Raw genomic sequence first — 26,463 nt, 5'->3', positions numbered from 1 at the left:
CACGCAGTGCGCGTGCCGTGGGGGCCCTTCTTCCCTTTTTATTTTCTGATTTGTTCCCGGAACCAGGCTCGGTGATGCTTCCACGCCCAGCCCGCCGTGACATACCCGCGCAGCATCGCGGTCAAGGAACCCTTGACCCAGATCGCCGCGTAAATGTGCACGATGATGGCGCAGATCAGCACCAGTGCGCTGACGGCATGCAGCACCGAAGCGGCGCGGACGACCCAGATCGGGAAATAAAACGCGAAGTACTCGCGCCAGATCACGATGCCGCTGGCGAACAGGCCCAGCATGCACAGGATCAGCACATAGAACAGCAGCTTCTGGCCGGCATTGTACTTGCCGACTTCGGGCAGCTTTTCCTCGCGGTTCTCGACCACGTCGTTCAGTTGCCGCATCCACTGGCGGTCGGCCTTCGTCATGAGGTTGTGCCGCCACATGTGGCCGGCGAACACGACGAAGCAGGCGAACATCACCACCCCGATGAAGGGATGCAGGATGCGCGTCCAGGGGCCGCCTCCGAACAGGTTGGTCAGCCAGTACATGGACGGATGGAACAGCGCCAGCCCGGACAGCGCCAACAGGATGAACGTGAAAGCGATGATCCAGTGGTTGGTGCGTTCGCCCGGCGTATAGCGCTTGATCCGGCGGTAGTGGCGGTCTTCACTCATGGCGCACCTCCTCTTCGGCACGGCGTTCGTCTTCCTCGGACACCTCGTTGCGGCCAACGCGGGCGTAGTGGAAGAAGCCCGCCAGCGCGGTCAGGGCCATCACGGCCACGCCCACGGGTTTGGACAGGCCCTTCCATAGCGAAACCATAGGACTGATCTGCGGGTCCTTGGGCAGCCCGTGATACAGCCCCGGCTGGTCGGCGTGATGCAGCACATACATGACGTGGGTGCCGCCCACGCCCTGCGGGTCGTACAAGCCTGCCTTGTCGAAGCCGCGTGACTTGAGGTCGACGATCCGTTCCTCGGCGTGCTGCGTCATGTCTTCCTTGGTGCCGAAGACGATGGCGCCGGTGGGACAGGCCTTGACGCAGGCCGGTTCCTGGCCGACGGCCACGCGGTCGGAACACAGGGTGCACTTGTACGCCTTGTGGTCCTTCTTGGAGATGCGCGGCACGTTGAACGGACAGCCGGTGATGCAGTAGCCGCAGCCGATGCAGTTCTCTTCGTGGAAATCCACGATGCCGTTGGTGTACTGGATGATGGCGCCCGGCGAGGGACAGGCCTTCAGGCAGCCTGGGTCCTCGCAGTGCATGCAGCCGTCCTTGCGGATCAGCCATTCCAGGTCGCCTTGCGGATTCTCGTATTCGGAGAAGCGCATGACCGTCCAGGAATGCTCGGTCAGGTCGGCCGGATTGTCATAGACGCCCACGTTGGTGCCGATCTCGTCGCGCAGATCGTTCCATTCCATACAGGCGCTTTGGCAGGCTTTGCAGCCGATGCACTTGGAGACGTCGATCAGCTTGGCCACCGAGCCCGTGATGGGCTCGCGGATGCCGGGCGGCGGCGTGGTGGTGGCGGACCGCCGCTTGATGTCTAGGGATTGCATGGACATGACGGTCTCCTTAAGCCTTCTCGACCTGCACCAGGAACGACTTGAATTCCGGCGTCTGGGAATTCCCGTCGCCCACGAACGGCGTCAGGGTATTGGTGAGGAAGCCGGGTTTGGCCAGGCCCACGAAGCCCCAGTGGATGGGGATGCCTACGTGATGCACCGTCTTGCCCTCGACGGTCAGCGCACGCAGGCGCTTGGTGACCAGCGCGACCGCCTTGATGTAGCCGCGGTTGGACGACACCTTCACGCGCGAACCGTTGGCGATGCCCAATTCCTTGGCCAGCGCCTCGCCGATCTCCACGAACTGCTCCGGCTGGAGGATCGCGTTGATGCGGACGTGCTTGGTCCAGTAGTGGAAGTGCTCCGTCAGGCGGTAGGTCGTGGCCACGTAGGGGAACTTGTCCACCGTGCCCATCGCGGCCAGGTCGTCCTTGAAGACCCGCGCAGCCGGATTGCTGGTGACCCCCTTGGCCTTCGGATACAGCGGGTTGTAGCCCAGCGGCGTCTCGAAGGGTTCGTAGTGTTCGGGGAACGGCCCTTCGGCCATGCCCGCCCGCGCGAAGAAGCGCGCCACGCCCTCGGGATTCATGATGAACGGGCCCATGCCGCCGTCGGGGTTCTCGTCGCCCTTGAAGTCGGGGATGTCGGCGCCGGTCCAGAACTTGCCGTTCCACGAAACAAGGCTGCGGCGCGGGTCGAACGGCTTGCCCGTCAGGTCACAGGACGCGCGGTTGTACAGGACGCGGCGATTGGCCGGCCAGGCCCAGGCCCAGTTCAGGGTCTGGCCTATGCCGGTCGGATCGCTGTTGTCGCGCCGCGCCATCAGGTTGCCGCCGGGGCCCCAGGCGCCGGCGAAGATCCAACAGCCGCTGATGGTGGAACCATCGTCGCGCAACTCCGCAAAGCCGGCCAATTGCTCGCCGGCCTTGCGCATCACCTTGGACGGATCCTTGGGATCCGTCAGTTCCACTAGCGCCTTGCCCGTGTATTCCTTGGCCAACTCTTCCGCAGTGGGATTCTGCGGATTGGAATACGGCCAGGACAGGTTGACGATGGGGTCGGGATACTTGCCGCCTTCGTCCTGGTACATCTTGCGCAGGCGCGTGAACAGCAGCGCCATGATCTCGATGTCGCTCTTGGCCTCGCCCGGAGGTTCGGCGCCCTTCCAGTGCCATTGCAGCCAGCGGCCGGAGTTCACCAGCGTGCCGTCTTCCTCGGCAAAACAGGTGGTCGGCAGGCGGAAGACCTCGGTCTGGATCTTGGACGGATCCACATCGTTGGCTTCGCCCGCGTTGCGCCAGAACTCGGAGGTCTCGGTGACCAGCGGGTCCATGATGACCAGGAACTTCAGCTTGGCGAAGCCGGCATTCAGCTTGGCCTTGTTGGGCGCGGCGGCCAGGGGATTGAAGCCCTGGGCAAGGTAGCCGTTCATCTTGCCCTGGAACATGAGCTCGTAGACCTGCAGCATGTCGTAGAGCTTGTCCAGCTTGGGCAGGTAATCGAACGCCCAGTTGTTTTCGGCCGTGGCGGACTTGCCCCACCAGGCCTTCATCAGGCTCACGTGGAACTTGCTGTAGTTCTGCCAGTAGCTCAGCTGGTTGGGCCGCAGGGGCTTCTGCGTGCGCGACTCGATGTACTTGCCGTAGTCCTGTTCGGGCTCGTTGGGCAAGGTCATGTAGCCGGGCAGCAGGTTCGACATCAGGCCCAGGTCGGTCAGGCCCTGGATGTTCGAGTGCCCGCGCAGCGCATTCATGCCGCCGCCGGCGATGCCGATGTTGCCCAGCAGCAGCTGCACCATGGCGCCGGTGCGGATGATCTGCGAACCGATGGAATGCTGCGTCCAGCCCAGCGCGTAGAGGATGGTCGCGGCGCGGTTGGTGGTGGCGGTGGAAGCCAGCATCTCGCACACCTTCAGGAACTTGTCCTTGGGCGTGCCGCAGACGCGCTCGACCATGTCCTCGGTGTAGCGCGAATAGTGCTTCTTCAGCAGTTGGTAGACGCTGCGCGGGTGCGCCAGCGTCGGATCGGTCTTGACGTAGCCGTCGTCGCCGCGCTCGTAGTCCCAGCTGGCCTTGTTGTAGGTGCGCTTCTCGGCGTCGTAGCCGGAATACAGGCCTGCGTCGAACGCGAAGTCTTCGCGCACGATGAAGGAAAAGTCCGTGTAGTTGCGCACGTACTCGTGCTGGATCTTGTCCTTATCCAGCAGATACTTGATGACGCCGCCCAGGAAAATGATGTCGGTGCCGGTGCGTATGGGCGCGTAGAAGTCCGCCACGGATGCCGAGCGCGTGAAGCGCGGATCCACGACGATCAGCTTCGCCTTGTTATGGGCTTTTGCTTCCGTGACCCATTTGAACCCGCAAGGGTGGGCCTCGGCGGCATTGCCGCCCATGATCAGTACTACGTCCGCGTTCTTGATGTCGACCCAATGGTTCGTCATCGCTCCACGGCCAAACGTCGGGGCAAGACCTGCCACCGTCGGGCCATGTCAGACACGGGCTTGGTTGTCGAATGCCAGTATCCCCATGCTGCGCACGGTCTTGTGCGTGATGTAGCCGACCTCGTTGCTGCTTGCCGAGGCCGCCAGCATGCCGGTGGTCAGCCACCGGTTGACAGTTTTGCCATCCGCGGTCTTCTCGACGAAGTTCGCGTCGCGGTCGGCCTTCATGAGCTTGGTGATGCGGGTCAGGGCGTCGTCCCACGACATCCGTACCCACTTGTCCGAACCTGGCGCCCGGTATTCCGGGTACTTCAGTCGGTTGGGGCTATGGATGAAGTCGATCAGGGCAGCGCCCTTCGGACAGAGCGTGCCGCGGTTGACGGGGTGGTCTGGGTCGCCTTCGATGTGCATGATGCTGGCACGGGCGTTCTTGGAGCCGTCGCCCAAGCCGTACATCAGCAGTCCACAGGCGACCGAACAGTAGGGACAGGTGTTGCGCGTTTCAGTCATGCGCGCAAGCTTGTACTGGCGGACTTCGGCCATGGCCGTGCCGGGGGCAGCCCCCAGCAAAGCCAGGCTGGAGCCTGCCAGCGTCGCACCGGTCACCTTGAAGAACTGGCGGCGATTCATGTTGACCATGAAACACTCCTCTCCTGGTGAATGAAGAAAGCCTTAAGGCCGCCGAAGCGAAAAGGCCCTACGACTTCCAAGGACATTTTCCCGAGTATAGGCCTTGCGCGACGGCCGCGCCATGAGATCAGTCCTAAGACTGGCCCGTCCTTATGTCTGAGATTTGGATGCCAAATCGGGTTTTTTCGCAGATTTTGGATGATCCCGCGACTGCTACCATTCCCGGCTGCCTGGACTGGCCGGCAGGCTCCCGCTGCGGGGGCGCCGCGCCGGCCTGCTCTCCCCCTTATCTCCCCGCATGTCCGTAGGAGCGCCGATGCGCCGCCTTGTTGCCCTGGCCCTGTCTTTCGCCGCTGTCGCCGCGCTGGCGCCGGCCGCGCCCGTCGTGGCGGCGCCCTCCGCCCCGACCCCGGCCGCCGCCGCCACCGAAGCAGCCCACCAGGCGGCGATGGAAGGCTATCTCTACTTCTATCCGCTGGTCACGATGGACCTGACCCGCCGCCAGTTCACCCATCCGTCGCGCGGCGCCGAGGGCGCCCCGGCCAATACCTTCCGGCACGGGCGCGCGCTGCCGCAGCCCGGCGCCGCAACGCCCTGGGCCAATCCCGACATGCTGCGCAGCGCCGCCTGGCTGGACCTGACTTCCGGGCCGGTGGTGCTGTCAGTGCCGGATACCCAGGGCCGGCTCTACACGCTGACGCTGCTGGACATGTGGACCGACGTGTTCGCCACGCTGGGCAAGCGCAGCACCGGCACGGCCAAGGGCAATACCGTGATCGTGCCCCCGGACTGGAACGGCGTGCTGCCCTCTGGCATGGCGCGCATCGACGCGCCTACCGCCCATATCTGGGCCAAGAACCTGATCCAGACGGGCGGGCCAGCGGACTACCCCGCAGTCCACGGCTTGCAGGACGGCTTCGTGCTGACGCCGCTGGCGCAATGGAATTTGCCCGCGCAGGCGCAGCGGGTGAAATCCGATCCTTCCCTGAATCTGCGGATCCCCGTGCGCGAGCAGGTTGAATCCATGCCGACCGACGCCTACTTCGAGTACGCGGCCGAGCTGCTGCGCAAGAATCCGCCGCATCCCACCGACCAGCCAATGCTGGCCAAGCTGCGCGGTGCGGGTCTCATCGCCGGCCGGCCGTTCGACTTCGCTCAACTCGGCCACCCCGCCAAACAAGGCATGCGCCGCGGCCTGCGAACGGCGCGCGAGCGGATGACGGCCGCTGCCGGCGGCACGGTGCGCAGCGTGAACGGCTGGCACCAGGAAACCGCCAACCTCGGCGTCTACGGCAATTCCTATCTGCGGCGCGCCCTGACGGCGCAAGCGCAGCCGGGCGCGGGCCTGCCCGAAGACCTGAGCGTGCTGCTGCTGGCCGCCGACAGCCAGGGCGCGCCGCTGGATGGCGCGCACGGCTACACGCTGCATTTCGAGAGCGGCCAGTTGCCGCCCGCCGCGGCGCTCTGGTCGCTGGCGGCCTACGATGCGCAAGGCATGCCGTTTGCCAATCCGCTGAGCCGCTACGCGCTGGGCGACCGCGATCCCCTGCGCTACAACGCCGACGGTTCGCTGGACCTGCGCATCAGCCACGCGCCCCCCGCGCCCGAGGAGCAATCCAACTGGCTGCCCCTGCCCGCCGCCGGGCCGGCAAGCCTGCTGCTGCGCGTCTATGCGCCCGAGCCGGCGCTGCTGGATGGATTGTGGACGCCGCCCGCCCTGCTGCGTGACGTGCCGCCCGAAGAATCGGTGGAAGCGCCTGCGGAAAACACTGAAAAGACCCAGCCATGACCGTCGCCTGCCGCTACCATAGGTGTTTTATTCAAGATTGAACGACCGCCATGGACGAAGCCTTTAGCCACCAACTGTCGATGACCATCCTGATGACGCCGGACATGGCGAATTTCTCGGGAAATGTGCACGGCGGAACCATCCTCAAGTACCTGGACCAGGTGGCCTACGCCTGTGCCAGCCGGTACGCCGGCCAATATGTGGTGACCCTGTCCGTGGACCAGGTGGTGTTCCGCGAACCCATCCACGTGGGCGAACTGGTGACCTTCCTGGCAGCCGTGAACTACACCGGCCGCACCTCGATGGAAATCGGCATCAAGGTCGTCACCGAGGACATCCGCAAGAAGCTGGTGCGCCACACCAACAGCTGTTACTTCACGATGGTGGCGGTGGATGAGCAGGGCGCGCCGACCGCGGTGCCGCCCCTGGAACCGCGCAACCTGGAAGAAAAGCAACGCATGGAAGCCGCGCGCCTGCGCCGCGAACTGCGCCAGGAAATGGAACGCCGGCACGGCGAGATCAAGCGGGAGACCACGCACGACGGTCAGCCCTGAAACGGGCTTCCAGACCGATCCTCCCAAATAAAAACGAGCCCTACCGGGCTCGTTTTTATTTGCGCGTTTCCAACCGGGAAAGCGCGTGGGGCAGTTCTCAGGCGCGTTCCGCGGAAGCCGGCGGCGCCGGTGGCGCGGCGGCAGGCTCGCGGTCGCGGCCGACCATGCGCTTCAAGCCCAGCCACTGCTGCGACCAGAAGCTGCGGCCGTAATCGCGCCCGCCCAGTTCCGCCTGCTGGTCATGGATGCCGGTAGGGCCGTAGCCCACGCCGAAGCGGGCGGTGCGGAACAGCACGTCCCAGATGGGGAACAGCGCGCCGAAGTTGTAGCCGCCCATCGGCCCTGGCGAAGACGCGTCGTAGGCGATGGAGTGGTGATGGCGGTGAAAGCGCGGGCTGACCAGCAGGCGCTCGCCGATGGCGCCGAAATGCATGCGCAGATTGGCGTGCGAGAAACTCTGCGCCAGCTGGGTGATGGCCACCACCATGACGAACTGCGCGGGCGGCACGCCCACCAGCTGCGACACGAATACCACCAGCACGTCGCGCAGCATGTCGTCCAGCAGATGGTTGCGGTCGTCGCTCCAGATCGTCATCTGGCGCTGGCTATGGTGCACAGCATGCAATGCCCAGAGCCAACCGAAACGATGCTGGGCGCGATGGTAGAAGTAGTCCACCGCGTCGAACAGCAGCAGGTAGATGATCAGGCTGACCCAGGCCTTGTCCGTGACGCCGGGCCAGTACTGGTCCAGCTGGAAGGCCGCGAAGCCCCAGACGTGCAACTGGCCGAACACGCTGTCCCACAGCGGGTCCACGGTGAAGAACAGCAGCAGGCGGAACGCGCCCAGGCGGTGGATCAGCGTGTACAGCACGTCGATGCCGATCTGGCGGCGGTCGGTCACGGCCTCCACGGGGCGCAGGCGCTGCAAGGGGCCGAATATCAGCACCAGCACCGCGATCTGCAGCAGGCCGACCAGCAGCCACATGGTGGCGTCGTAGCCGTCTTCGATGAAGTTGCTCATGCCCAGGTGGAACAGCGCGGGCTGAATCGCCGTTTCGAAGAGCCATTGCTGGCACTCTCCGAAGAATTGACTAAGCGTATCCATGATCAATGATGAGTAGCGATCCAGTCGCGGTAGGACGGGTGCGCGTCCAAGGTAGCAAAACAATAGCCCTTGCGCTGCAAACCGACAATCAGCGGCTCCAGCACGGCCGGCGCCCAGGGGTCCTGGCGCGACCAGATGCCCAGGTGGGCCAGCAGGATGTCGCCGGGCTTGATGGTGCGCAGGGCCTGATCCAGCAGGCGGGCGTTGGGATACTTGTCGCTGGGCAGTTCATCGCCCAGGAAGCCGGCGGGCGCCCAGCCCACATGCTCGAAGCCGCAGGCCTTGGCCGCCTTCAGCAGCGCGGGCGAGGTCTTGCCGCCGGGCGCACGGTAGATCGGCAGCATGTTCTTGCCCGTCATCTGGTGGAAACGGGTGACGGACCGCTTGATCTCGGCGCAATACTGCTCGGGCGTCCATTCGGCGCGCTTGCCCGCGTCCGGACCGGCGCTGGGCTTGACGCGGAACTTGCCGCCGGGCAGGTCGGCCTGCCAATAGACGTGATCGTAGGTGTGCGAACCGAAGACATGGCCTTCGGCCGCGCGCGCCTTCCACCACGGCGCCCACACGTCATCCAGACTGGAGCCGTCGGTCAGCGTGCGCTCGTTGGCCAGGAAGAAGGTGACCTTGACGTTGTGGCGGGCCAGCACGTCGGCGATCAGCGGGGCCACGCCCATGTGGCCGGTATCGAAAGTCAGGTAGACCGGCTTGTCGCAGGTGGCAGGCGCGGCCGTTCCCAGGGCGGGAAAGGCCAGCGCGAGCATCACGGCCACAGCCACATGCCGTTTTGCCGGCAAGCGCTGCCCCTTGGGGGGCAGCAAGCCCGCGCAAGCGGGCGCGGCGTGGGGGCTCTTACCTCGTCGGAGCATGGTTCAAGGTCCAGACGCCGTGAGGCGACTTGCCCACCGGCACCTGATTGACGACCTTCTTCTGCTCAAGGTCCACCACCGTGAGCTTGCGTGCCCAGCGCGAGGTGACCAGCAGGGTCTTGCCGTCGGCCAGCACGTCCATGCAGTCCGGGCCGCCCGGCACCGGGAAGGTGTCGGTGACGGCCAACGTCTGCAGGTCGATGCGGCTGATGGAATTGGCGGTGCGGTTGCTGACGAACAGATGGCGGTGGTCGCCCTGCGCGCGGAAGGCGTGGGCGCCCGCGGCGGTCTTGATGCGCGTCACCAGCTTGGCCGGGCCGTTGCTGACATCGTAGGCCTCGACGTAGGAGTCGCCGGTCAGCGCCACCAGCAGGGTCTTCTGATCAGGCGTCAGGAACACGTCGGCCGGCGTCTTGCCCACCGACACCGTCCACTTCGGCGTCTGCGTGGCCAGGTCGATGGCGATGAGCTGATCGCTGTCCTGCAGCGTCACGTAGGCCGTGGTGCTGTTCTTGTCGATCATGATGTGGCTGGGCGTCTTGCCGGCCTGGATGCGCTTGACCAGCTTGAGGTCGAAGCCCTTTTCCAGCGGATGCCAGGAATAGATGTCGATGTGGTCCAGGCGGTTGGCGGCGGTCACGAACCACTTCATGTCCGGCGAAAACTGCAGCTGGTAGGGATCGACGATGCCGGTCAGCGTGCGCTGCACTTCACCGGTCTTGGGATCCATCAGCGTGATCGAATCGCTGGTGGCGTTGGCCACCATGAGCGACTTTTCGTCGGGGGTCAGGTACAGGTGATGCGGCTCTTTGCCCGTGGGCACGCGCCGCAATTCCTTGTAGGTGGCCGGATCAACGATGCTGACGTTGGCGTCCAGGGAGTTCAGGACGAAAATCGGGGCCGAGGCCGCCGCGGCGCTCAGCGCCATCCCTACGCCGAACAGGGCGTAGCGGACAAAATGCATGGGATTCAATTTCTAGGTCCGGCAAAGGGGTATCGGGCAGGGTCCCGGTGCTCGCCATTTTAGGCACAGCGCGCTGACAAAAGGGCGTCGCGCCACGCGATGCGGACAAACGGACACGCCTGTTGCGACCCAGCAACAGGCGTGCGCGGATTACTCCCCGAAAGCCGGAAAAATCATTTGGTGCCAACGGGTTGCGCGTCGGCGTCGGTCCAGGTTCCGGCACTGATATCGCGTTCCCGCAAGGCGGCGGCGCGCGCCGCGGACGCGGGTCCCAGGTCGGACTCCAGTACGCGCCCGTCGGGACCGATGACAAAGGTGTCGATGCCGGTCTGCCCGTAGCGGGCCGGCCAGGCGACGATGCGGTACGAACTGCCGTCGGCGCCCGGCATCACCTTGTACCGATAGCCGTAATAGGCGTCGTCCAGCGGCACCTCCGGCCCCATGCTGAGCGCGTCCAAGCCGTAGGCCTGCTGAGGCGCGCCAGGCACTTCGGGCCAGTACAGGCCGTCGCGTTGTCCCGGACGGCTGACCAGGCGGCTCGCATAGCGCCCTTGGCCCACGCTGTCCTTGTAACGGCCCTGGGCCGCCTGCAACTCCCGCAGCGTCGCGATGGCGGTCAGTTCGTTGCGACCGATGGCGCGGCGGCGGATTTCCGCCGTGCCGGCTGCCGGGTCGAAACGCCAGCCCTGCCCGGCACGCACAATGGGTACGGGCAGAGTCCAGCCCGAATCCCCGACCGCCAGCCAGGAACGGCCGCCGTCGGCCACGATTTCGTGCTTGCGCGACCAGGCCGCCAGGAAACGGTAGATATCGTCCTGCGCCACGCCACCCGGCACGATCTTCCGGTGATTCGGCCCCAGCACCTTGGCCAGTCCGTCCAGGTCGCTGGTGGCCATGGCGTCGACGAAGGCGTCGGCGGCGGCCTGCGGGCTCGGATACAGGCTTTGCGCGGCGACGGGGGCCGCGAGGCCCAGCGTCAGCAGCGACGCGGCGCCCAGCGCGCGCAAACGAGCAATGGTCATGAGAGTTCCCTTGTCCATGGTGCTTATCTCCGGCCGCCGAAATGTCCGCCACCGCCACCGCCGCGTCCGCCGCCGGCGTGGCCGCCCCCGCGCGCGCCGCCTCCGCCGCCGCGGTTCATCTCGCTGCGGCTGTGCTGCTGCCGCATCTGATCGCCGTTGCCGGCGCCGCTCAGCGCATTGGCGCTATTGGAAGCACGGCCCCTGTCGCGCGCGGCCGCTTCGTCCGCGCGCTGGCGCTGGGACGCGGCCTGGCGGTCCTGCGTCGACACGCTGGAGGAAGGCCGGTTGTGCTGCGCTTGTCCGCCGCCCTGGGTCCGGTCGCGGGCGCCCTGCGCGCCCTGTCCGCCTTGCGCGGCTCGCTGGCCTTGCCCTTGTCCTTGCCCGCGGCCGGCTGCGGCATCGCCCCTGCCGGCGGCGCCTTGGCCACGTCCCGCGGACGGTCCGGAATGGCCGGCAATGGATTGCCCGGTGCGCCCCTCGAACGACTGCGCCGCGCGGTCACGGGCGGCATCGCGGGAACTGGCGGCCGGCGCCGCGCCCGGCGTACGGCCGCCCTGGCCCTGCGCCCGGCTCTGCACGCCGGCCTGGCGCTGGCTATCGAAACGCTGCCGGCTGGCCTGGTCCGCATACGGGGTATTGCCGCGGTTGGCGGGATTGTGCTGCCAGTTGGTCCTGTTGTTGTTGATGTTGGTCCGGTCGATGCGCTGGTTGACGTTGATGTTGTTGTAGCGGTTGACGTCGATATCGACGTCGTTGTGCCCCCAGTCGAACCCGCCCCACATGGAGTTGACCGCGGCCACGCCCAAGCCGAAGCCTATGCCGGCCACCAGCGAGGTGGCGAACACTGAGCCCGGAGGCGGCGGATAGTAGTAAGGCGGATAGGAAGGATAGGCCCAGGCGCCGTAGACCACCGTCGGGTTGTAGCTGGGCACATACACCACCTGCGGATCGGCCGGCTCGATCACCACCACCGTCTTGTCGTTGGTGGTGTTGGAGGTGACCTTCTGCTGCGGCGTGCTCTTCAGGTTGCCGGCCTTCTGCGCCTGGACTCGCAGCCGCTGGACCGAGTCCATGACAGCGTCGGGTTGCGCCAGGAAGGCGTCGCCCACGGACTTCACCCAGTCCGGCTGGCGGCCCATCATGTCCATGACCGAAGGAAATGCCACCAGGGATTTGACGCTGGGATCCCAGGCCTCGCCTTCGACAGCCTTGACGGCCTTGTCGCCGGATTCCGAGGTGTGCGCGGCCGACCACTTGGCGGCCGCCGCGACATCGTCGGGGTAGGTCGCCCCCATGAGGATTTGCGAGAGCAGCGAATCCGGATACAGCGCCACGGGCGCCATCAGCTGATCCAGTTGCGCGTTGTCCAGCTTGGTCTGCGCCGTGGCGGGGAAGCAGGCAACCAGCCCCAGGCATAACCAGCCGATGAACCATTGTTGCAGTCGACGCATTTTCCGTTCTCCGTGAATCGCAAAGCATGCTGCCACAAGCCAGGAGGAAACTGCCGGATATCGCGCTGACAATATATGCCTAACGCCGACGCAGGGGAAGCGCCGGCGCGGATCTGTTCCGGTTCACAGTTTGGCGACGGAAACCTCGGTCGCCTTGACGAAGGCCAGCACCTCGGTGCCGACCTGCAAGTCCAGTTCCTTGACCGACCGGGTGGTGATGACCGAGGTCACGATGCCGGCCGGCGTATCCACGTCCACCTCGGACACCACCGGGCCCAGAATGATTTCCTTGATCTTGCCGCGGAACTGGTTGCGGGCGTTGATGGATTGAATGCTCATGGGTGTTGCTCCTGGTGTATGGGGCGGCGCCATGCCGCCCCTGCGTGAATCACGGGGTGCGGCCTCAGACCGCGAGCCGCAGATGCCGGATCTGGATGACGGGCGCCAGCGGCCGATCGGCGTCTGGCGTGTCTTGCTGGCGCAGCGCGGCGCGCAGCACGCGGGCCTCCAGCGCGGCGAACGCGGCCGAACCGCGCCCGCGTGGATGCGCGAGGCCGACACGCTCGTCCAGCACCAAGCCGCCTTCGTCCAGCACCAGGATGCGATCCGCCAGCGCCACGGCCTCGGCCACGTCGTGGGTCGCCAGCACGGCGGTAAAGCCCTGCTGGCGCCAGAGGTCCGCCAGCAGCCGCTGCGCCTCGATGCGGCTCAGCGCGTCCAGTCCCTCGAAAGGCTCGTCCAGCAACAGCAGGCCGGGGTGGCGCGCCAAGGCCCGGGCCAGCGCCACGCGCTGACGCCGCGCCTCGGACAGCTGCGCGGGCCAGTCGCCGCCGTGGCCGTCCAGACCCACCTGCCGCAACGCATCTGCCGCCTGCGCGGTGCCGGGCAGGCCCAGGACCACGTTGTGCAGCACGGTCTTCCAGGGCAGCAGGCGCGCGTCCGGCAGCAGGAGGCGCACACGGCTGTCGGGCGCCCAGTTGGGAAAGTTGTCGAACAGCAGCGGCGAGCGGCCCGGCTCTCCGCCCTGCTCGCCGCTGGGCGCAAGCTGGCCAGCCAGCAACTGCAGCAAGGTGCTTTTACCGCTGCCGGCGCGCCCGACCACCGCCACGAACTCGCCGGCCGCAATCTCCAGGTCCAGCGCCTGCAGTGCAATGCGGTCGCCATAGCGCTTGGCGAGCTTGCGCAAGGTCACGCGCAGCGCAGCTTGCGGTGCAGGCTCGGGCGCTTCGTCCGGCTCCGTCCGCTCGCGCACGTCCAGGTGCTGCAACAGTTCAAACTCATTGGGATTGATGAACATCATCGCGGCCTCCAGCGCAGCAGCCAGCGCTCGAGCGCGCTTACCAGCGCCCCCGAGCCCAGGCTGAGGCCCGCGTACAGCGCGATCCCCAGCAACAGCGTCGCCGCGCCCGGAGGAACGCTGTCCAACAGCGGCAGCCTGCCCGGGCCCGCCGGCGTCGCGTAGAGTTCCAGCGCTATCAAGGTCAGCCATAAAAGTCCCAGCCCCTGCCGCAGGCCCGTCAGGATGAACGGCAACGCGCCCGGCAGCAGCACATGCCGATAAAGAGACCAGCCGTCCAAATCGTGCGAACGGCCGGCCGCGACCAGCGCCGGGTCCACCGCGCGTATGCCGCGCACCGTCTGGTATAGAAGCGGCGCAAGCAGGCTCAGCGGCGGCAGAATCTGCCAGGCCGTCTCGCCGCTTCCCAGCCACAGCGCCGCCAGCAGCGCGGGCGCGAGCCAGCGCAGGATCGCCGTGTCGGGATGGGCCTGGGCGTGGCGCATGGGTCACACGCTGAAGCCGCCCGCAAGCGCGAGCCGGCCCAGGTCGTAGGATTGATTGAGAAAAGCGCCGCGCGGCAGCACCTGTTCGGACAGGCGCTCCACCGAATCCTCCAGCCGCCGCCGCGCCTCGGCATCGATCTCGCCCACGCCGAATTCATCCACGCGGACCTGCGCATCGGTGGCATAGACGCCCGCCAGGATGTGGCGCGCGCCCAGCGCGGACAGCACGGGCTTCAGGCCATATTCCAGCGCCAGCAGATGCGCGGGGCTGCCGCCCGTGGCGATGGGCAGCACTACCTTGCCCGCCAGGGCCTTGGGATCCAGCAAATCGAGCACCGCCTTCAAGCCGCCGGAAAACGAAGCCTGATAGACCGGCGTGGAAATCAGCACCGCATCCGCCGCAGCTACCCGCGCGCGCAGCGTATTGGCCGCGGCGCTGGCGTAGTTGCCTTCTATCAGTTCTTCGGCCGGGATGTCGCGCAAGCCCAGCTCGCCGACGCCCAGGCCCCGCGACTGCAGGATCCCGGCAGCGTGCCGCAGCAGCACCGAGGAACGGGAGCGTTGCGACGGACTGCCCGCTATGGCAAGTACGCGGGCATAAGCCTGGCGGCGTGGCGATGACATGGAAGTTCGTTTCCGGAAGTAGGTTCAAGGCGTCGAACCGATTCTGTCATCGCCGCGCGGCGCGGAAAAATACTTAGTCGATATGAGGTTATGTTGCAGCCCGGGTTCGGCTTCTTTTGGAAATATGCGAGTCGGGCCGCCCGCGAACCTCGTCCGTATGCAGGACTGGATTGCGCCTGGCGGCGAGCCTATACTGGATTGGCGAGTTGCTCCCTATTCCTTTCCCTAAAGGAGAGGCAACATGTATAAGCACCTGCTCGTCGCCGTGGACGGCTCCCTGCTGTCCGAATCGGCTTTCAAGCGCGCTCTTGTTTTCGCCAAGGAAATGGGAGCCACCATCACGCTCATCCGCGCCATCCCGGAGGACCATCTGCTGGTCTACCAGGCCGAAATGCTGGGCACCACGCAGGCGCAGCATACCGACCAGGCGCGCAAGAACGCGCAAACCTACCTGGACAACCTGGAAATGGAAGCGCGCCACGCGCTGGTGCCATGCAACGCCGTGGTCACGGTCAACGACCACCCCCACGAGGCCATCGTCGAAGCGGCGCAGAACCAGGGCTGCGACCTGATCATCATGGGTTCGCACGGCCGCCATGGCATGACGGGCTTCTTGCTGGGCAGCGAAACCCAGCGCGTGCTGGCGCGCACGCGCCTGCCGGTGCTGGTGTACCGCTAAATAGGCATGCGTGGCCGCTCAGGCGGCGGCCAGCGCGTGCTGAAAGGTGAAACTGTCGGAATACATGTGGTCCAGGCTGGCGCCGCGCGCTGCCAGGAGGCTCTTGGCTTCGCGGATCATTTCCGGCGCGCCGCACAGGTAGAAAGCGTGCTCGGACAGATCCTGGTGGTCCTCCAGGACTGCCTGCTGCACGTGGCCGCGGCGACCCAGCCAGTCCGCATCCGCGCGCGACAGTACCGGCACGAAGTTGAACTCGTACAGTCTTCCCGCCCAGCTTTCGATCACCTCGCGCAGATAAAGGTCGGCCTCGGTGCGCATGCCCCAGTAAAGCGTGACGGGCGGGCAGTCTTCGTTGTCCAGCAGCGACTCCAGAATGGCCTTGATGGGCGCGATGCCCGTGCCGGTGGCCATCATGATGAGCGGCCGCCAGTCTTCCTCGTGATAGCTGAACACGCCCAGCGGCGCTTCGATCTCCACGCCGGCGCCGGCCTGCGCCTGGCCCAGCCACTGGTCGGTGTAGCGCCCGCCGGGGATGCGGCGCACGTGGAAATCCACCAGGCCGCCGGCGGGCGCCGAGGCCATGGAAAAGCTGCGCGTCTCGCCGTCGGGCAGCACCACGTTCATGTACTGGCCCGGCACATAGTCCATGCCCTCTTGCGGCAGCGCCAAGGTCAGGTGGATGACGTCGTCGCAGAACTTTTCGATGCAGTGGATGGTGGCCGGCAGGCGGCGCGGTTCCGGAAACGACTGCCGGCTGCTGGCCACGCTGATGCAAAGATCGCCCAGGGGCCGGGCCTGGCAGGCCAGCGCATAGCCTTCGGCTGCCTCTTCCGGCGTCAGGGCCATGGGGAACTCTTCGTAGTCCACGGCGCCGGACTCCAGTTTGATGCGGCAGGTGCCGCAGCCGCCGAAGGTGCACTCGTGCGGCAGCTTCACCGCCGAGCGTTCGGCGGCCTGCAGCACGGATTCGCCTTCTTCGACCTGGAACGACTCGTCGGTTTGCAGGATATGCACGCGGTATGCCATGGCCGGCCTCGCTTATTTCTTGATGTCCGCCTCGACCAGCACCTTCATGCCGCGCGGCTCCAGCAGCGTCGCCAGGGCCGCCAAGGCGGCCAGGCCGGCCTTGGTGTCCTGTTCGCCGTTGCCGCCGCTCAGGCCCACGCCGCCGATCACCTCGTTGTTCACCACGATGGGAAAGCCGCCGACGAATACGGCGAATTTGCCGTCGAAGCTCCACTGGATGCCGAAGGCTTCGTTGCCGGGCAGCGCCGGACCATTGGGCGGGGTGTTGAACAAGTGCGTGGAACGCTTGTGCCCGGCCGCCGTGAAGGCCTTGTTCCAGGCGATTTGCGGGCCGGTGATGCGGGCGCCGTCCATGCGCTCCAGCGCAATGGGATAGCCGCCGTCGTCGACGATGCAGATCGTCTCCAACACGCCGATCTCTTCCGATTTGGCGATGGCCGCGCGCACCATCACGCGCGCTTCTTCAAGTTCCAGACGATAGACCTGCTTCATGGGGATGACCTCCTCTGCTTGCGTTTAGGAACCGCGGCCTCAGCCGGCGCGGTAGACAGTCTTGATCTGCGTGTAAAACTCCAGCCCCACGCGTCCCGATTCGCGGAACGTGGAGGTGCTGGAATGCTTCAGCCCGCCGAACGGCGCGTTGATCAGGTTGCCGGTGGTGGTCCGGTTGATCTTGACCGTGCCGGCCTGGATGTCGCGGGCGAACCGGTGCGCGTAGCGCGCATCGGTGGTGGCGATGGCGGCCGACAGGCCATATTCGGTGTCGTTGGCTTTGGCAATGGCGTCCTCGTAGCCGTCCACCTCGATCAGCGCGATCACGGGCCCGAAGATCTCTTCCCGGGCGATGCGCATCTGCTGCGTAACGTCGGTGAACAACGCCGGCGACACGTAATACCCGCGCTCGAACCCGGCGCCCGTCAGGCGCTCGCCGCCGTACAGATGGGTGGCTTCCTGCTTGCCGACGGCCACATAGCCCAGCACGTTGTCCAGCTGCTTGGCGGTGGCCAGCGGCCCCAGGTCGAAGTTGCCGTCCAGGCCGTTGCCTATGGTCAGCGCCTTGATGCGGGCCAGCAGCTTGTCGGTGTAGGCCTGGCGCACGCGCTTGTCGACCAGCACCCGGCTGGTGCCGGTGCAGGCCTGGCCGCTCAGCGAGAATCCGCCCTTCACCGCCAGGTCCACGGCACGGTCCAGGTCGGCGTCCGCCAGCACGATCAGCGGATTCTTGCCGCCCAGCTCCATCTGCGTGCGGGTGGTCAGCCCAGCGGTCCGGTGGATCTGTTCGCCCGCGGCGGTGGAGCCGGTAAAGGAAATCGCCCGCACCGCGCGCGCGCCCGTAATGGCCTCGCCCACCGCGCCGGCCGGGCCGGTCAGGAAATTCAGCACCCCGGCCGGCAAGCCAGCCTGCACGAAAGCCTCGGCCAGCCGGTAGCCCGACATGGGCGCGTCGGACGAGGGCTTGAACACCACGGTGTTGCCCGTGATGAGCGCCGGGGCGATCTTGCGGGCGGGAATGGAAATGGGAAAGTTCCAGGGGGAAATCACCGTCACCACGCCCAGCGGTTCGCGCTGGCTGTAGACCACCATATCCGGATCGTCGTTGGGATAGGTTTCGCCCGTAAACGACTGCCCTTCCACCGCATAGAAGCGGATCGTCTGCGCCGAGCGCAGTACCTCGTCCTTGGCCAGGTTCAGGCTCTTGCCCTCTTCCCGGGTCAATTCGCGCGCGATGTCGTTGGCGTGGTCTTCCAGGTGCTGGGCCGCGCGGAACAGGATGGCGGCGCGCTTGGAAATCGGCGTATCGCGCCAACCGGCAAAGGCGGCTTCGGCGGCGGCCACCGCCTGGCGCGCATCCTCGGCGTCCGAGACCTGGAAACGGCCGACGATGTCGGCGGTATCTGCCGGGTTGATATTGGGCGCCGTCTTGCCGGTGCCGCTGGGCATCCAGCTGCCGCCGATGTGATTCAGGAATGTTTGCTGCGAGAGATCGTCCACGGGAGCGCTTCCTTGGTCTGCGCCCGGCTGGCCGCGAGTGCCTGAGCGGGCTGGCTTACTTATGAACATTGTATACTTTAATCAATATGGATCGATACGTGTAAACCCCTGCCCGGTATCGACCTCGCCCTTGGAAAAAAGGGTCCCCGCAGGGACCCCAAAGCAGCGCCACAAACAGGGTTCAACTCCAGATCAGCACCGCGCAGATCGTCGAAACGAACAGCGCCAGCAGCACCGGCAACAGCAGGGCGCGCACCAGCGACAACACGTTCACCCGCGCGAAGCCTGCCACCGCAATCAGCGAGGACCAGGCGATCAGCGTGCCGCCCCCGGTCCAGACCGCGCCCATCTGGCCCACCGCCGCCAGCGTCGCCGGGTCCACACCCACCACCGGGCCCAGGGCGCCCGACAGCGTGCCGGTCAGGGGCAAGCCGGCAAAACCAGAACCGTCGATGCCCGTGATCATGCCGACCAGCAGCACACCGAAAGCCACCAGGAAATGGTTTTCCGGGATCAGGTGCTGCCCCGCCGAAATCACCTCGAACAACAGCCCGGGCGCCTGCGCCTGCGGCACGCCCAGGATCTGCGCGGCGGTTTCGTTGGCGCCCACGAAAAAGAAGCCAGCGATCGGCAGCACCGAGCCCATGGCTTTGAAGGCGAACACGAAGCCGTCGGTGACATGCTCCGGACAGACGTCCAGCATCTTGCGCGGGCCTTCCGCGGCCAGGGTCACCAGCATCATCACCACGAACGCCACGCCGCCCACCAGCGCCGCCGCGTCGCCGCCGCGTAGCGCGGGCAAGGACGGGAACAGGCGCGGCAGCACCATGACGGCGATCACCGCCAGGAACGCCAGCGGCGTGACGACCGCGAAGGTCTTGGACCAGCGCACTCGACGGCGCTCCTCGTCGCTCAGGGCCGGGCCGCTAGGCAGGGAGGGATCGGCGCCCATGGTGCCGCGGGCCAGTTCGGCCTTGTCGAAAGAGCCAGACTGCTCGATGCGGGCCAGGCTGCCGTCCTGCGCGCGGGCCTGCCAGGCGGACAGCAGCGCCGCGTCGGCCGGCACGATGTGCTTGCGGATCAGCAGGTAGGCAGCCACCAGCGCCACCCCGCCGGTGATCAGCGACAACACCAGCGCGCGGTCCGCGACCACGGCGGCGCTGACCGCCGCCCCCGCCGCCTTGGCGCTGATGCTGGGCGCCACGCCGATCACGTAGTCCGAGGACAAGGCCATGCCCTGGCCGGCGATGGCAATGGCCATGGCGCCCGCCAGCGGCGGCAGGCCTGCCGCGATGGCCGCGGGCAGCAGGATGGCGGACACCAGCGGCACCGCCGGCGTGGGCCAGAAGAACAGCGAGATCACGTAAGTACAGAGGGCGATGATCAGGAAGGACGAATGCCCGCCCCGCATGACGCGGCGAAACGGCTGCACCATGCGCACGTCCGCCTGCAGGGTTTTCAGCGCATTGAGCAGCGCCGTCATGAAGGTGATCACCAGAAAGATGTTGAACAGCTCCTTGGCCGCCACGAAGCTGGCCGAGAAGATGCCTATCAGGGCGCTGATCGGATTGCCCGTGATGGCAAGCACCACCAGAAAGGTGCCGATGACCGACGGCACCACCACATTGGCCCGCAAGATCATCGTCAGGATGATGGCGGCCACGCTGATCAGGTACATCCAGTGAGCAGCGTTGAGCACTACGTCCGCTTGCATGTGCTATTCCCCTTGTATGCGTGGCTGTCGTATCACCACATTCGGTATACTATATTTCGTTTGTGGCCATACCAATCGAAATATGCAGCGCCTAGGGAAAGCGATAATTCTGAAAAATCCATGAATAGCGTCGAAAAATCAGGGGATTACCCTAGCTTTTGAAGCACCTCATGAAATTCGGAAAAATCCTTAATAGACTATCGTATACATAGTAAGAACACATCCAGGCATGACATCTTCCCTGCCGTACCCCGATCTTCTCCAGTACGCCACCATGGCCGCCGTGGTGTTCGGCGCCGCGATCGCGCAGGGCGTGGGCGGCGTGGGCTTCGCCATGTTCGCGGCGCCGGTGGCGGCCATGTTCTTTCCCCAATTGGCGCCGGGGCCGCTGCTGACACTGGGCGGCTTCATTTCGCTCTTGACCGCGCTGCGCGAGCGCGCCGCCATCGACTGGCCCTCGGTGTCCTACGCGCTGGCGGGCCGCGCCGTCGGCACGCTGATCGCCATCTACGCCATGACGCGCTTCGCGCCGCAGGCGCTGGGCGTGCTATTTGCCGGGCTGATCCTGGTGGCCGTGGCGCTGAGCGCGGCGGGCCTGCACTTTTCCGCCACGCCCGGGCGCGTGTCCGGCGCGGGCGTGGCCTCCGGCATCATGGGCACCATGACCTCGGTGGGCGCGCCGCCCATTGCCATCGTGATGCAGCACGCGGCGCCGCCGCGCCTGCGCGCCACGCTCGGCATGGTGCTGTTCCTGGGCTCGATCTTCTCGCTGGCGATGCTGGCCTGGGCCAAGCGCTACACGGGCTATCACGCCGGGCTGGCGCTCAGCCTGGCGCCTTTCCTGCTGGCCGGTTTTGCGGTCTCCAACCGGTTGCGCCACCGCCTGCCGCCGCGCGCCGTGCGCGGCGTGCTGCTGGCGGTATGCGCCTTGGGCGCGCTGGGTGTGCTGGCCAAGGCTTTTTGGGGACACTGATGCGGTTCGCCCCCAAAGCCACGCGGCTACACCCGGTAATACAATGGAGACTGTATCCATTAAGCCGAACCTGCTCGCCATGACAACCTCACCCGTCAGCCCGCAAGCCGCAGAAACGCAGCACTCCGCCCCGCTGAAGATCGGCGAGCAGCATCCGCAGTTGTTCGCCGTCATCCGCGACAAGCTGCGCGAGCGCATCCTGAGCGGCGAATTTACGCCTGGCGATCGCCTGGTCGAAGGCCGCCTGTCCGAAGAAATGGGCGTGTCGCGCATCCCGGTGCGCGAGGCGCTGCGCGCCCTGGCCGCCGAAGGCCTGGTGACTATCGAGCCGCGCCGCGGCGCGTCCGTGTCGGTGCTGTCCGACGCGGTCGCCTACGACATGGTGGAAGTGCGCGCCACGCTGGAAGGCCTGAACGCCAAGCTCGCGGCGCAGCGCCGCGACGAAAAGACCGTCGAACGCCTGCAGGCTTTCCTGCGCGAAGGCACCGAAGCCGCCCGCAGCGAGCAGCTGGACAAGTTCCTGGCGCTGAACTCCCAGTTCCACGAAATGCTGGCCACCATCGGCGGCAACGTGGTGCTGACCGACCTGATGCGTTCGCTGCGCGACCGCACAGCGCTGCTGTTCGCGCCCAGCAACATGCTGCGCGCCAAACAGAACTGGGACGAGCATTCCCAGATCCTCAATGCCGTCATCGCCGGCAACGGCGACCTGGCCGCGCTGCTGGCCAGCCAGCACGTGCACAACGCCGCCAAGGCTTATACGGAAGCACAGCAGCAGCCGCACGCATCGGTGGCCTGAGCCGACCGCGCATAAGCCGGTCGAGGCCCGCCGCGTCCTGGCGGGCAGCCGCCCTCAGGTCGCCGCTTCGACAGGATCCGACGCCGCGCCGACCACCACGCCCTTGCCGTTCTGGATCACCCACGAAACCTTCACGTCGCCATTGACGAAGGTCTGGCACGCCATGCGGTAGCCGGCCTCGAAATCCTCCGGGCGCAGGTGCTTGCGCTCCTTCGGCTTGATGGCGTCGGTGTTTTCCAGGCCTTCCTCGATGCGGCACTTGCAGGTGCCGCACAGGCCGCCCCCGCACTTGAAGGGAATGCCGCCCTTTTCCTTGAGCGACACGCGCAGCAGATTGCTGTTCTCGGGCGCCGTGGCGACCAGGCCGCCATTGGAAATGAATGTGATCTGGACCATATTGTTCAATGCTCCGCTGCGACCGCGCCCGGGCGCAGCGTCAAAGTCGATTCCATGCTGCCAAAGCGCGTCAAGTGGGCGAGTTCCTTGCGGGCCGCTTCTACTGACGCGAACTTTTCCAGGAATTTGGAAGGCACGCGGTTCACCACGTAAGGCGGGGTTTCCTCGGTGACGACCAGCTTGGTGTCGCCATGCAGGCGGGCGATGCAGTAGACCGCCAGCGCACGGCCGTAGAAGGCGTAGTCGTAGGTTTCCAGGATGTCCACCGCACCCTGGTCCGCTTCCGTACGGAACACCCCAGGCTTGCTGGTCAATATGACGTACACCGGGTCCATCGCCGCTATGCCTCCAGGTCCTGGACCAGCTCGATGTCGCTGGTAAGCCAGAGCTGGCACGCCAGCCGGTAGCCCTGGTCGATCCGCTCGCCCAGCTGCTTCTTTTCCTTCCAGTTGACCGGCGGCAAATGCTCGGCCCCGGCCAGCACGCGGCAGGCGCACTTGGCGCACTTGCCCATGCCACATTCGTAGCGCAGATGCGGATACGGAAACTGCTTGATGCCGGCCCGCACCACCAGGTTGGTGTTGTCCTTCACCACGTCGGTGTAGGTCTGGCCGCCCTTATGAAACACGATGGTAGGCATGGGTTTTCTGCTCTGGGATCTGCGGGCCGCGGCCGTCCGGCACAACGCACCGGACGGCCGCGCGATGTGCTCAGGCGGCAAGGCCCAGTTCGGGCAGCGTGATTTCCTGCTGCACGTAGTCGGTGTAGAGCGCGGTCGTGTACAGCAGCCGCATCTGGGCGCCGATCTCGCAGATCTTCAGGCAGCGCTGCTGCAGGTCCACCGTGTTGGCGTGCTCCAGCACGATTTGATAGCCGCGTTCGCCGTGGATTTCGTCGGACACGATATGCAGGTCGAAGAATTCCACTTCCTCGTCGGTAAAGCCGTACTTCTCGCGCAGGGTCGGGGTCTGCTTGCGGTAGATCGACGGCACTTGCGATTCCAGGCCCACCACCAGCCCGGCCACCGCCACGATGGGGTCCTCGCGCATGGCCACGGCGTAGCACCAGCTTTGCAGGGCGCGCGTGGTGGGCGACATGTTGTCAGGGTTGACGACCCGTTCGCGGGTGGTGCCGCAGGCTTCGGCAAAACGGATCAGCAGATCCGTGTGGCGGTCGCCGCCGATTTCCTCTTCATACATATTGGCCAGCAGGAAGTCCTTGGCCTCGGTGTAGGAGTCGGGCGTGCGGGCGTACAGGTAGCCCAGGTAATCGGCGAACGGACCCACGTAGTGGTAGTGGTTCTCGGCCCAGCGCTGCAGATGCTGGCGGCTGAGCTTGCCCTCTGCCCAGGCGATGGAAAAGGGCGAGGCGTTGGCGCTCTTGCCCTTGATCGCGTTTTCCAACGCGGTACGGAATTCATCTCGGTTCATCAGTTCAGCCATGACGCGCTCCAGGTCCAGTGGTGAAGACTCCAGGCTGTTCTTAGCCCGGGAATGATGAACATTGTATACCGTCTACTATTTTGAACTGCTAGGGCAATCCCGGAGATCGGTCAGAGCTTGCTCAATAAACAGGGACAGTACTTACGGATCAATGACTTGGCTCGCAAGCACCGCACTTGCCCGGATGAATGCGCGTAGGTACAATGAATACACTTTCAATGCAATACGGAAATACCATGAATACCCGCCACCCCCTGGGAGACGCCCCGATCGGCCAACAACTGCTGACGCACTACGCCCGCCGCGACGCCGTGCGCCATGCCACTCCGCTGTTTCCTTCGTCCTGGGCCGAGCTCTTCGCGCCGTTCCGCAATGCCCGGCTGCAACCGCTGCGAGCGGCCAAGCCCGCCGCGCGCGCGCATGACGACGCGCCGGTCTGCCAGGCAGGCTGATTTCCGGGTGGAAAGCCTGGCGCTCGCGGCCAGACGAAAAGCGCTCAGGCGCCGCGCAACGTGGCGCCCCGCCGCCGGTTCCAGGCGGCCAGCGCCAGCACCAGCACAAATCCCAACGTGTAGGCCAGCATGTCCCACCAATCGGGCACGCTGCCCACGACGATGCGCAATAGCGGCTGCTCCAGCCGCCAGCCGAAATGCCGAGCCAGGTATTGGCCCAGCTCCACCGCGTAGCCGGTGAACAGCGCGGCCAGCGCCAGCGGCAGCACATCCGCGCGGATGAAGCTGCGATACACCAGATAGGCCCAGCCCACCGCCACCACGTCGCCCACGAAGCCACGCAGCAAGGGATAGGGCGCGCCCAGGGTGGCGATCAGCGCTTCCAGCGCGGTTACGGCCAGTAGCGCAGCGAAGGCGCGCTTGTTGAATGTCAGGATCATCGAAGCGAAAAACGCGGAAATTGGAATGGGCAGCGCGGACGTTAACGCATTTGTCAGGCCGTGGCGCGTAGCCTCGTGTGAATGCGCCGGGGGCAGGGCGCTGACAAGAACGAGGAGACAGCAAGATGAGCACATTCGACCCGAATGGGCGCCGGCGCTTCCTGCGCCAGGCCTGTACGCTGGGCGCGACCGGCACGCTGGCCGGCCATGCGCTGACCAGCCTGGCGGCGCCGGCCACCGTCACCCTGCCGTTCGCCAATGGCGAGCGCGAGTTGATCGCCTATCCGCAAAAACGGCCCCTGATCCGCCAAACCTCGCGCCCGCCGCAGCTGGAAACGCCGTTCTCGGTCTTCAACGAAAACCTCATCACGCCCAACGACGCCTTCTTCGTGCGCTATCACCTGGGCAACATCCCCACCGCGATCGACCTGAACACCTACCGCATCAAGGTCAGCGGCCTGGTGGACAAGCCCCTGGACCTGTCGCTGGCCGACCTGAAGCAGCAATTCGGCAAGCCAGTGGAACTGGTGGCGGTCACCCAGTGCTCGGGCAACAGCCGCGGCTTTTTCGTGCCGCGCGTGGGCGGCGGGCAGTCGGGCAACGGCGCCATGGGCAATGCCCGCTGGCTGGGCATCCCGCTCAAGCGCGTCCTGGAAAAAGCCGGTATCCGCGCCGATGCGCGCCAGATCTCGTTCGAAGGCCTGGACCGGCCGGTGCTGCCCGGCACGCCCGAGTTCGTCAAGGCGCTGGACGTCGCCCACGCGCTGGACGGCGAGGTCATGCTGGCTTACGCCATGAACGGCGCCGACCTGCCCATGCTCAACGGCTATCCCGTGCGCCTGGTGGTGCCGGGGTACTACGGCACCTACTGGGTCAAGCACCTGGCCGACATCAAAGTGCTGGACAAGGAATTCGACGGCTTCTGGATGCAGAAGGCCTATCGCATCCCCGACAACGATTGCGCCTGCACGCCGCCGGGCAAGGCCCCGGAAAAGACCCGCCCCATCGGCCGCTACAACGTGCGCAGCTTCATCACCAGCCTGAGCGCGGGCGCGCGCGTCGCCCGCGGCAAGCCGGTGCAGGTGCGGGGCATCGCCTTCGACGGCGGCAAGGGCATACGCGAGGTCCAGTTCTCGTCCGACGACGGCAAGACCTGGCAGGCCGCCAAGCTGGGAAAGGACCTGGGCCGCTATTCCTTCCGCGAATGGCATGCCGACTTCACGCCCAAGGCCGCCGGCGACTACACGCTGAAGGTCCGCGCCACCAACATGGCCGGCGACACCCAGCCGCTGGACCCGCTGTGGAACCCGGCCGGCTACATGCGCAACGTGGTCGAAGCCGTCCGCGTCACCGCCGCCTGAGGAGAGCGCCATGAACCGCCATTTCCGTCGCTGCCTGCCGGCGCTTGCGCTGGCCTGCGCCTGTCTGTCCCCGGCCGCCCAGGCCCTGGAGATCAAGCTGCCCCAGGAAACCGCCACGCTGCACCCCGGCACGGGCGCGGGCGCGCAGCACGCGGCCCTGTGCCTGATGTGCCATTCGGTCGACTACGTGTCGTCCCAGCCGCCCATGCCGTTGGGCTTCTGGGATGCCGAGGTCAAGAAGATGGTGGGCACCTACGGCGCCCCCATCCCCGCCGACCAGGTTCCGCTGATCGTGGAGTACCTGAATCAGGCTTATCCTCCGGCCCCGGCTGCGGCCCCCGCCGCCAAGCAGTAGGGCTGGCAAGCAGCAAGCTCCCTGGGCGGCGCACAGCCGCTCTG

The 26,463-nt window shown here is 66.0% G+C and carries 29 protein-coding genes; 8 read left to right on the top strand and 21 right to left on the bottom strand.

From position 1 onward, the window contains the following. Positions 1-38 precede the first annotated feature (38 nt). From AXYL_RS01605 to fdnG, 3 genes are read right to left on the bottom strand one after another with little or no spacing between them, the layout of a single operon-like run. On the bottom strand, positions 39-671 hold the full coding sequence (locus AXYL_RS01605; RefSeq protein WP_013391079.1) for a formate dehydrogenase subunit gamma: 633 nt from the start codon (positions 669-671) through the stop codon (positions 39-41). Next, on the bottom strand, positions 664-1,563 hold the full coding sequence (gene fdxH, locus AXYL_RS01600; protein WP_013391078.1) for a formate dehydrogenase subunit beta: 900 nt from the start codon (positions 1,561-1,563) through the stop codon (positions 664-666). The genes AXYL_RS01605 and fdxH overlap by 8 nt, the downstream gene beginning before the upstream one ends. Before the next feature lie 10 nt (positions 1,564-1,573). Beyond that, positions 1,574-4,642 (bottom strand): formate dehydrogenase-N subunit alpha, encoded by a 3,069-nt coding sequence (fdnG, locus tag AXYL_RS01595; protein WP_148260575.1) that lies wholly within the window; start codon positions 4,640-4,642, stop codon positions 1,574-1,576. 307 nt (positions 4,643-4,949) lie between these two features. Between fdnG and AXYL_RS01585 the strand changes: the two genes are divergently transcribed. Both AXYL_RS01585 and AXYL_RS01580 read left to right on the top strand, forming a co-directional pair. Beyond that, entirely contained in the window at positions 4,950-6,422 is a 1,473-nt protein-coding gene (locus tag AXYL_RS01585) for a DUF1254 domain-containing protein (RefSeq protein ID WP_013391075.1), read from the top strand. Between the two features lie 50 nt (positions 6,423-6,472). Next, positions 6,473-6,976 carry an acyl-CoA thioesterase gene (locus AXYL_RS01580; protein ID WP_013391074.1) on the top strand — a complete coding sequence of 168 codons (504 nt, stop codon included), beginning with the start codon at positions 6,473-6,475 and terminating at the stop codon, positions 6,974-6,976. Between the two features lie 97 nt (positions 6,977-7,073). Here AXYL_RS01580 and AXYL_RS01575 read toward each other — a convergent pair whose 3' ends face one another. From AXYL_RS01575 to ssuE, 9 genes are all read right to left on the bottom strand, one after another. Continuing rightward, a complete protein-coding gene (locus AXYL_RS01575) occupies positions 7,074-8,081 on the bottom strand; it encodes a sterol desaturase family protein (protein WP_013391073.1) in 1,008 nt (335 codons plus the stop codon). 2 nt (positions 8,082-8,083) lie between these two features. After that, positions 8,084-8,842 (bottom strand): polysaccharide deacetylase family protein, encoded by a 759-nt coding sequence (locus tag AXYL_RS01570; RefSeq protein ID WP_049797895.1) that lies wholly within the window; start codon positions 8,840-8,842, stop codon positions 8,084-8,086. A gap of 88 nt (positions 8,843-8,930) precedes the next feature. Then, positions 8,931-9,911 carry a beta-propeller fold lactonase family protein gene (locus AXYL_RS01565; protein WP_013391071.1) on the bottom strand — a complete coding sequence of 327 codons (981 nt, stop codon included), beginning with the start codon at positions 9,909-9,911 and terminating at the stop codon, positions 8,931-8,933. A 173-nt stretch (positions 9,912-10,084) separates the two neighbouring features. Next, on the bottom strand, positions 10,085-10,933 hold the full coding sequence (locus AXYL_RS01560; protein WP_148260574.1) for a DUF2950 family protein: 849 nt from the start codon (positions 10,931-10,933) through the stop codon (positions 10,085-10,087). Between the two features lie 23 nt (positions 10,934-10,956). After that, positions 10,957-12,384 (bottom strand): DUF3300 domain-containing protein, encoded by a 1,428-nt coding sequence (locus tag AXYL_RS01555; RefSeq protein WP_013391069.1) that lies wholly within the window; start codon positions 12,382-12,384, stop codon positions 10,957-10,959. 123 nt (positions 12,385-12,507) lie between these two features. Then, positions 12,508-12,723, bottom strand: a complete 216-nt coding sequence (locus AXYL_RS01550) for a TOBE domain-containing protein (RefSeq protein ID WP_006227327.1) — start codon at positions 12,721-12,723, stop codon at positions 12,508-12,510. A gap of 64 nt (positions 12,724-12,787) precedes the next feature. Next, a complete protein-coding gene (locus AXYL_RS01545; protein ID WP_013391068.1) occupies positions 12,788-13,684 on the bottom strand; it encodes an ATP-binding cassette domain-containing protein in 897 nt (298 codons plus the stop codon). Continuing rightward, complete coding sequence (locus AXYL_RS01540) at positions 13,681-14,166, bottom strand: ABC transporter permease (RefSeq protein ID WP_013391067.1); 486 nt, start codon at positions 14,164-14,166, stop codon at positions 13,681-13,683. Before AXYL_RS01540 ends, AXYL_RS01545 begins: the two co-directional genes overlap by 4 nt. Before the next feature lie 3 nt (positions 14,167-14,169). Beyond that, the gene (ssuE, locus tag AXYL_RS01535; RefSeq protein WP_013391066.1) at positions 14,170-14,790 is read right to left on the bottom strand and encodes an NADPH-dependent FMN reductase; all 621 of its coding nucleotides are present in this window, start codon (positions 14,788-14,790) and stop codon (positions 14,170-14,172) included. A gap of 241 nt (positions 14,791-15,031) precedes the next feature. Between ssuE and AXYL_RS01530 the strand changes: the two genes are divergently transcribed. Beyond that, on the top strand, positions 15,032-15,469 hold the full coding sequence (locus tag AXYL_RS01530; RefSeq protein ID WP_013391065.1) for a universal stress protein: 438 nt from the start codon (positions 15,032-15,034) through the stop codon (positions 15,467-15,469). 18 nt (positions 15,470-15,487) lie between these two features. Here the strand turns inward: AXYL_RS01530 and AXYL_RS01525 are convergent, their stop codons facing one another. The 4 genes from AXYL_RS01525 to AXYL_RS01510 all read right to left on the bottom strand — a co-directional run bounded on the left by AXYL_RS01525 (position 15,488) and on the right by AXYL_RS01510 (position 20,201). Further along, positions 15,488-16,495 (bottom strand): 2Fe-2S iron-sulfur cluster-binding protein, encoded by a 1,008-nt coding sequence (locus tag AXYL_RS01525; RefSeq protein WP_013391064.1) that lies wholly within the window; start codon positions 16,493-16,495, stop codon positions 15,488-15,490. A gap of 12 nt (positions 16,496-16,507) precedes the next feature. Beyond that, a complete protein-coding gene (locus AXYL_RS01520) occupies positions 16,508-16,987 on the bottom strand; it encodes a GlcG/HbpS family heme-binding protein (protein WP_013391063.1) in 480 nt (159 codons plus the stop codon). A gap of 39 nt (positions 16,988-17,026) precedes the next feature. Further along, a complete protein-coding gene (locus AXYL_RS01515) occupies positions 17,027-18,436 on the bottom strand; it encodes an aldehyde dehydrogenase family protein (RefSeq protein WP_049797894.1) in 1,410 nt (469 codons plus the stop codon). A 232-nt stretch (positions 18,437-18,668) separates the two neighbouring features. After that, positions 18,669-20,201, bottom strand: coding sequence for a hypothetical protein (locus AXYL_RS01510; protein WP_013391061.1), 1,533 nt, complete (start codon positions 20,199-20,201; stop codon positions 18,669-18,671). A gap of 229 nt (positions 20,202-20,430) precedes the next feature. Here AXYL_RS01510 and AXYL_RS01505 point away from each other — a divergent pair, with 229 nt between their 5' ends. Both AXYL_RS01505 and AXYL_RS01500 read left to right on the top strand, forming a co-directional pair. Then, positions 20,431-21,174, top strand: coding sequence for a sulfite exporter TauE/SafE family protein (locus tag AXYL_RS01505; RefSeq protein ID WP_013391060.1), 744 nt, complete (start codon positions 20,431-20,433; stop codon positions 21,172-21,174). A gap of 79 nt (positions 21,175-21,253) precedes the next feature. Next, the gene (locus tag AXYL_RS01500) at positions 21,254-21,973 is read left to right on the top strand and encodes a GntR family transcriptional regulator (RefSeq protein WP_013391059.1); all 720 of its coding nucleotides are present in this window, start codon (positions 21,254-21,256) and stop codon (positions 21,971-21,973) included. A 54-nt stretch (positions 21,974-22,027) separates the two neighbouring features. Here AXYL_RS01500 and AXYL_RS01495 read toward each other — a convergent pair whose 3' ends face one another. From AXYL_RS01495 to AXYL_RS01480, 4 genes are all read right to left on the bottom strand, one after another. After that, positions 22,028-22,378, bottom strand: coding sequence for a 2Fe-2S iron-sulfur cluster-binding protein (locus AXYL_RS01495; RefSeq protein ID WP_041652092.1), 351 nt, complete (start codon positions 22,376-22,378; stop codon positions 22,028-22,030). Beyond that, positions 22,375-22,704, bottom strand: a complete 330-nt coding sequence (locus AXYL_RS01490) for a hypothetical protein (protein WP_013391057.1) — start codon at positions 22,702-22,704, stop codon at positions 22,375-22,377. The genes AXYL_RS01495 and AXYL_RS01490 overlap by 4 nt, the downstream gene beginning before the upstream one ends. Before the next feature lie 5 nt (positions 22,705-22,709). After that, positions 22,710-23,009, bottom strand: a complete 300-nt coding sequence (locus AXYL_RS01485) for a 2Fe-2S iron-sulfur cluster-binding protein (RefSeq protein WP_013391056.1) — start codon at positions 23,007-23,009, stop codon at positions 22,710-22,712. Positions 23,010-23,079: 70 nt separating this feature from the next. Beyond that, positions 23,080-23,811 (bottom strand): TenA family transcriptional regulator, encoded by a 732-nt coding sequence (locus tag AXYL_RS01480; protein ID WP_013391055.1) that lies wholly within the window; start codon positions 23,809-23,811, stop codon positions 23,080-23,082. A 236-nt stretch (positions 23,812-24,047) separates the two neighbouring features. Here AXYL_RS01480 and AXYL_RS01475 point away from each other — a divergent pair, with 236 nt between their 5' ends. Then, the gene (locus AXYL_RS01475; RefSeq protein ID WP_013391054.1) at positions 24,048-24,263 is read left to right on the top strand and encodes a hypothetical protein; all 216 of its coding nucleotides are present in this window, start codon (positions 24,048-24,050) and stop codon (positions 24,261-24,263) included. A gap of 44 nt (positions 24,264-24,307) precedes the next feature. Here the strand turns inward: AXYL_RS01475 and AXYL_RS01470 are convergent, their stop codons facing one another. Beyond that, entirely contained in the window at positions 24,308-24,703 is a 396-nt protein-coding gene (locus AXYL_RS01470) for a DUF2809 domain-containing protein (protein WP_013391053.1), read from the bottom strand. 125 nt (positions 24,704-24,828) lie between these two features. Between AXYL_RS01470 and AXYL_RS01465 the strand changes: the two genes are divergently transcribed. Next, the gene (locus tag AXYL_RS01465) at positions 24,829-26,064 is read left to right on the top strand and encodes a molybdopterin-dependent oxidoreductase (RefSeq protein ID WP_013391052.1); all 1,236 of its coding nucleotides are present in this window, start codon (positions 24,829-24,831) and stop codon (positions 26,062-26,064) included. A 10-nt stretch (positions 26,065-26,074) separates the two neighbouring features. Continuing rightward, positions 26,075-26,419 carry a hypothetical protein gene (locus AXYL_RS01460; protein WP_013391051.1) on the top strand — a complete coding sequence of 115 codons (345 nt, stop codon included), beginning with the start codon at positions 26,075-26,077 and terminating at the stop codon, positions 26,417-26,419. Positions 26,420-26,463 lie beyond the last annotated feature (44 nt).

It is taken from the genome of Achromobacter xylosoxidans A8 (assembly GCF_000165835.1).
GTDB classification, from domain to species: Bacteria; Pseudomonadota; Gammaproteobacteria; order Burkholderiales; family Burkholderiaceae_B; genus Achromobacter; species Achromobacter xylosoxidans_B.
The sequence above is the reverse complement of the archived record's forward strand: the minus strand, read 5'-3'. Positions and strand labels throughout refer to the sequence as shown.